Source organism: Armatimonas sp., assembly GCF_043760365.1.
Lineage (GTDB): Bacteria > Armatimonadota > Armatimonadia > Armatimonadales > Armatimonadaceae > Armatimonas.
Genome location: NZ_JAYUPA010000503.1, coordinates 1 through 4,568, shown reverse-complemented (window position 1 = coordinate 4,568; position 4,568 = coordinate 1). Strand labels below are relative to the sequence as shown.

Genomic DNA, 4,568 nt, shown 5'->3' with positions numbered 1-4,568 from the left:
ATGGCAAGGGGGATGAAGGATTGAGACGAATAACGGGTAGCGAAGTAGCAAACGATGCGGCACCGTGGAGGCTAGAGCTCACCGGGCGCTGGCCGCAGGTGGATGCAAAGACAAGCATGGACTGGCGCGAGAGTGGTAACGATCCGGGGCGCATGCGGCACGCGAAGCTGACGCAGCTCAATAAAAAGACGGTCAAGAATCTCAAGCTGGCGTGGGAGTTTCGGACGGGCGATGCGGGTGCGGGGACGACGATTGAGTGCACGCCAGTTATCGTCGAGGGCGTGATGTACCTCACCACGGTGAAGCTGCGTGTTGTCGCGCTGGAGGCGGCGACAGGCAAGCCAATCTGGGTGCACGATCCGAAGTCGAGTGGTGTCCACCGAGGGCTGACTTATTGGACCGACGGTAAAATCGCCCGGATTCTCTGCGCCCTCCCCGATGGAAAGCTCCTCTCTCTGGATGCTAAGACCGGCATGCCCGACGCGAACTTTGGCAAGAACGGAACCGTCAATCTGCGCGATGGCTACGAGCGCGATCTCTCAAAGCTCAACTACGGCTGCACGTCGGCGCTGGCATTATTTGAAAACTTAGTGGTCGTGCCGATCATCAACTCTGAGGGACAGCCAGGCGCACCAGGCGATATTCGGGCCTTTGATGTGCGCACCGGCAAGGAGGTCTGGCGCTTTCACACCGTCCCTGAGCCCGGCGAGTTTGGCAACGACACCTGGGCCAAGGACTCCTGGCGCGAGCGTTCGGGAACCAACGCCTGGACGGGCTACACGGTGGACACGAAAAATGCAATTGTCTTTGCCGCGACGGGCTCAGCGGCATCGGACTTTTACGGGGCGGATCGGCACGGGGCGAACCTCTTTGCCAACTGCCTGATCGCGCTTGATGCAAGAAGCGGCAAGCGGCTCTGGCACTTCCAGACGGTGCACCATGATCTCTGGGACCACGACAACCCGTGTCCGCCGACGCTCTGCATCGTGAAAGGTAAAGAGTGTGTCGCGCTGCCCACCAAGACGGGCTTTGTCTATGTCTTTGAGCGCAAGACCGGCAAGCCCCTGTTCCCCATTATCGAGAAAGCCGTCCCGCCCTCAGACATTCCCGGTGAGCAAGCCTCGCCTACCCAGCCCATGCCGCTCGCGCCGCCGCCGCTCACAGCTCAAGTCATCACCGACGCCGAGCTTACGGTGCCCGCCAACGGACGACGCTACGGCCAGTGGCGTCAGCCGCCGAGTGTCGAGGGGACAATCTGCACACCGGGCTTTCATGGCGGCGCGAACTGGAGCGGCGCGGCCTACGACCCGGCAACGGGCTATCTGTTCGTCAATACCAACAACGTCCCCAGTGTGGTTCAGCTCAAGGCCAACGGGCGCGGCGGCTATGATTTCCAGGGCTACAACTGGCTCCGCGACAAAGACGGCAGGCCGGGCGTGAAGCCGCCATGGGGCAGCCTCACTGCTGTGGATTTGAACAAGGGCACGTTCGCCTGGCGCATCCCGCTGGGCCACTACCCCGAGCTGGCCGACAAGACCACGGGCACCGAGAACTTCGGTGGCTGCATTGTCACCGCAGGCGGCCTGGTCTTCATCGCCTCCACCCGCGATGAGCTGCTCCGTGCCTTTGACAAAGACACCGGCAAGCAGCTCTGGCAGCACAAGCTCCCCGCGGGCGGCTACGCCTGCCCAGCAACCTACTCGGTCAATGGCAAGCAGTTCGTGGTGATTGCCGCAGGCGGCGGCGGCAAGATCGGCACCAAATCCGGCGACAGCTACCTCGCGTTTGCCCTGTAGTAAGCAATGCTCCAGCGAACACAAAGCCAGACACTTGAAGAGTTCACGGAGCGTCTTCAGCACGAAAACAAACGCGCAGAATGGATAAAGTACAATCTAAAACTAGCCACCTGGGTGAGTTTCCTGATACTCACAGTCAGCTGGCAACATCTGGCGATTCGAGGCATTCACCCCGGCTGGTTCCTCCTTGTCCCCCCGTTCTTGTTTGGCCTCCGCCAGGAAGGATTTAGCCTAGCTCGTCGTCGGAAAGTTCTTGCCGAAGCCATTATCCCACTCGGAACGTTTCAAGAACGGGCGGGGCTAGGAACGCTTCTGCGTTTTCGACGTGCACTGGTCTTCACGACAGAAGAGGAGCGCAAGCTCCACGCACTGTGCGTAAATCCCCTCCACAAGCTGGTTCCCAAGGCTACAGCCGATGAGCTGGAGAGACTTGGAAAAGGCGAGCGCAAGGAGCTTGTCTCGCTCCTCTACATCACCCTCGGGCCACACTTTATCCACACACGGCTGATGGGAGGCTCCAAAGAGCCAAACGCCAAAAGTAACGAATTTGGGATAGCACTCTTCTTGGCCCTTGCGACCCTGAAAGAGCCAGGTGGCGAGAGAAGCGCCCGGCTTGTCCTTCGGCAGTACGAGGATGAACGCCTTAGGGAGGCGGCTCAGGAGTACCTGAATACTCTCAATATGCCCTAAAAAAACACCGCCGGGGAGGGTTCTCCCAGGCGGCGTTTCAGTCTTTACAAACCCTTGTCTTAGTAGGTGTTCCAGAGAACCCAAGGGGCATGGTGGGAGGGGTTGCTTCCCGAGTAGTTCACCGGGCTGAGGAGAATTTCCCCGTCCTCGACATACTGCCCATTGATCTGGGGAGCAAGCTGGAACGCCGAACCTACACTCAGGTTCTTGGAGTGGCCGTCGAGGAACGCAAAGTTGGCGCGGCCCTCGATCGGAATCGAAAGACGGGCGGGGTTGTCGGTGCGGAACTTGGTGGCATTGTGCCGGAACTGGGGAATCAGTCCTGCTGCCGTGGTGCCCACCGGAATGGTGCTCCTTGGATCCGTGACCCACATGCCCCAGCCGGTTCCATTGGGCGTGTTGTCTTGGTTCGCAAACCCAGTCTCCCCGATACAGAGAGTTTCTGCGGGCTTAGCGATGCCCGCCATGGCGATTCCGGGAGCGGTGTAGGCATTGGGCGGCCCTGCGCCATTATTTTCGTAGGCATGGGACAGACCGTAGCTCCAGCCGTAGCCACCATTGTTATCAGCTCCAACCATCACTGTCGCGCCAGGGCAGCCGCTATTGCCAATCCCGGTATAGGCAAACTGAGTCGCGCGCCAGTTCTGATTGATATTCGGGCAGGTGAAGACTTTCTCGTTTTTAACGTACGGATAGATCTGCCACTGCCAGCGACCACGGCTACATCTGATTGTAGCCAATGACTGGGAGCGTCTCATCGTAGTCTTGCGCGTACATCATGACGCCCAGCGAGAGCTGCTTTGTATTGGAGAGACAGGCTGTCGCGCGGGCCTTGTCACGGGCCTGAGCGAAGACGGGGAATAGAATCGCCGCCAAGATAGCGATAATGGCAATCACAACGAGCAGCTCAATCAGCGTAAAGCCTTTTTGAACGTGCCGCTTCGGTACGACAGATGATGACAACATAGTAAGTTCCTCTTTCTTTAGGGGTTGCGCCAGACATCGGCGCTAGGATGGTAGACAAAGTCTACGCTAATAGCGATGCTCCGGTTTGGAGCGAGGGTAACGGAAGTGACGAGGCGCTCATGGAGGAGCTGCGCGGCCTGCTTGCCCAGCTCGCTCTGCCACTGCCGAATCCCCAGAAACGGTTCCTGCACGTGCTCGACCCAGTCCGAGCGGTTCAGAAACCCGGCCAGTGCGATCCCTGGCCCCACGCGCACACCACGCTGGCGCAGTGTCAGAAGGCCAGACTGGAGGGCGCGGTCGTTGGCGCAGAAAATCGCGGTCGGGGGCTCCGGATCTTGTAGCCACTCTTTAAAGATCGCATCACAGTCGTCAAGCGGGCACGTCGGCAAGACATACCCGATGCGGCGTGCCCACTCGGCGCGGCGAATCCATTCCGGGCGCACGGTCAGCCCCGCATCACTTAAGGCTCGTTCGTAGCCCGCTTGCCGGTCCCGGATCACGACGTTAGGAAGCCGGTACGAGCAGAGAAACGCGATCCGCGTGTGTCCCAGCGCCACGAGCTCGGCGATAGCTTGTGCGGTGCCTCCCTCGTTGTCGGAAGTCACACGGTCGGCGGGTATGCCAGTAAGATACCGATCCACAAAAACAAGCTTGCAACCTGCCGCCTCCAGCGCGACATAGGCATCCCGGTTCTCGTTCTGCCCGACGGGCAAGGCGCACTTTATTGATATCGCCCCCGAGTTGCAGGCCATCGCCACGACTCCAAGCTTTGAGGGCGGCCACTCCATCGGGGCGAGCTGGGCGGACTACGACAACGACGGTGACCTAGACTTTGTCTCCGGCGGCAAGCTCTTCGTGAACGCGGGCAACCCCAACACCCACTGGCTCGAAGTGCATCTCAGCGGCGACAGCAAGCGCGTGAATGCATCGGCCATTGGAACGCAAGTGCGAATCAAGCTCAAAGACAGAACCCTCACGCGGCAGGTCGAAGCAGGCACGGGCGAGGGCAATCAAAACGACCTGACGCTCCACTTCGGCCTAGGTGCAGAGAAATCCCCCGTCAGTCTCGAAGTCCTCTGGCCCGACGGCAAAGTCCAAACCATCAAGCGCGTCAAG

Annotated in this window: 6 protein-coding genes; 3 read left to right on the top strand and 3 right to left on the bottom strand. The window is 59.8% G+C overall.

All coding sequences use genetic code 11. From position 1 onward, the window contains the following. Positions 1 to 1,796 (top strand): pyrroloquinoline quinone-dependent dehydrogenase (locus ACH2EH_RS11795; RefSeq protein WP_395141893.1); only part of this gene is annotated, 1,796 nt, incomplete at its 5' end. Between the two features lie 6 nt (positions 1,797 to 1,802). Continuing rightward, complete coding sequence (locus ACH2EH_RS11790; protein ID WP_395141891.1) at positions 1,803 to 2,486, top strand: hypothetical protein; 684 nt, start codon at positions 1,803 to 1,805, stop codon at positions 2,484 to 2,486. Positions 2,487 to 2,545: 59 nt separating this feature from the next. Here ACH2EH_RS11790 and ACH2EH_RS11785 read toward each other — a convergent pair whose 3' ends face one another. The 3 genes from ACH2EH_RS11785 to ACH2EH_RS11775 are packed head-to-tail and all read right to left on the bottom strand — an operon-like array spanning position 2,546 to position 4,165. Then, on the bottom strand, positions 2,546 to 3,226 hold the full coding sequence (locus tag ACH2EH_RS11785) for a hypothetical protein (protein WP_395141889.1): 681 nt from the start codon (positions 3,224 to 3,226) through the stop codon (positions 2,546 to 2,548). Next, on the bottom strand, positions 3,207 to 3,452 hold the full coding sequence (locus ACH2EH_RS11780; RefSeq protein ID WP_395141887.1) for a type II secretion system protein: 246 nt from the start codon (positions 3,450 to 3,452) through the stop codon (positions 3,207 to 3,209). The genes ACH2EH_RS11785 and ACH2EH_RS11780 overlap by 20 nt, the downstream gene beginning before the upstream one ends. 17 nt (positions 3,453 to 3,469) lie before the next feature. Beyond that, positions 3,470 to 4,165 (bottom strand): substrate-binding domain-containing protein, encoded by a 696-nt coding sequence (locus ACH2EH_RS11775; RefSeq protein WP_395141885.1) that lies wholly within the window; start codon positions 4,163 to 4,165, stop codon positions 3,470 to 3,472. A gap of 28 nt (positions 4,166 to 4,193) precedes the next feature. Between ACH2EH_RS11775 and ACH2EH_RS11770 the strand changes: the two genes are divergently transcribed. After that, a partial coding sequence (locus ACH2EH_RS11770) for an ASPIC/UnbV domain-containing protein (RefSeq protein ID WP_395141883.1) occupies positions 4,194 to 4,568 on the top strand: 375 nt, incomplete at its 3' end.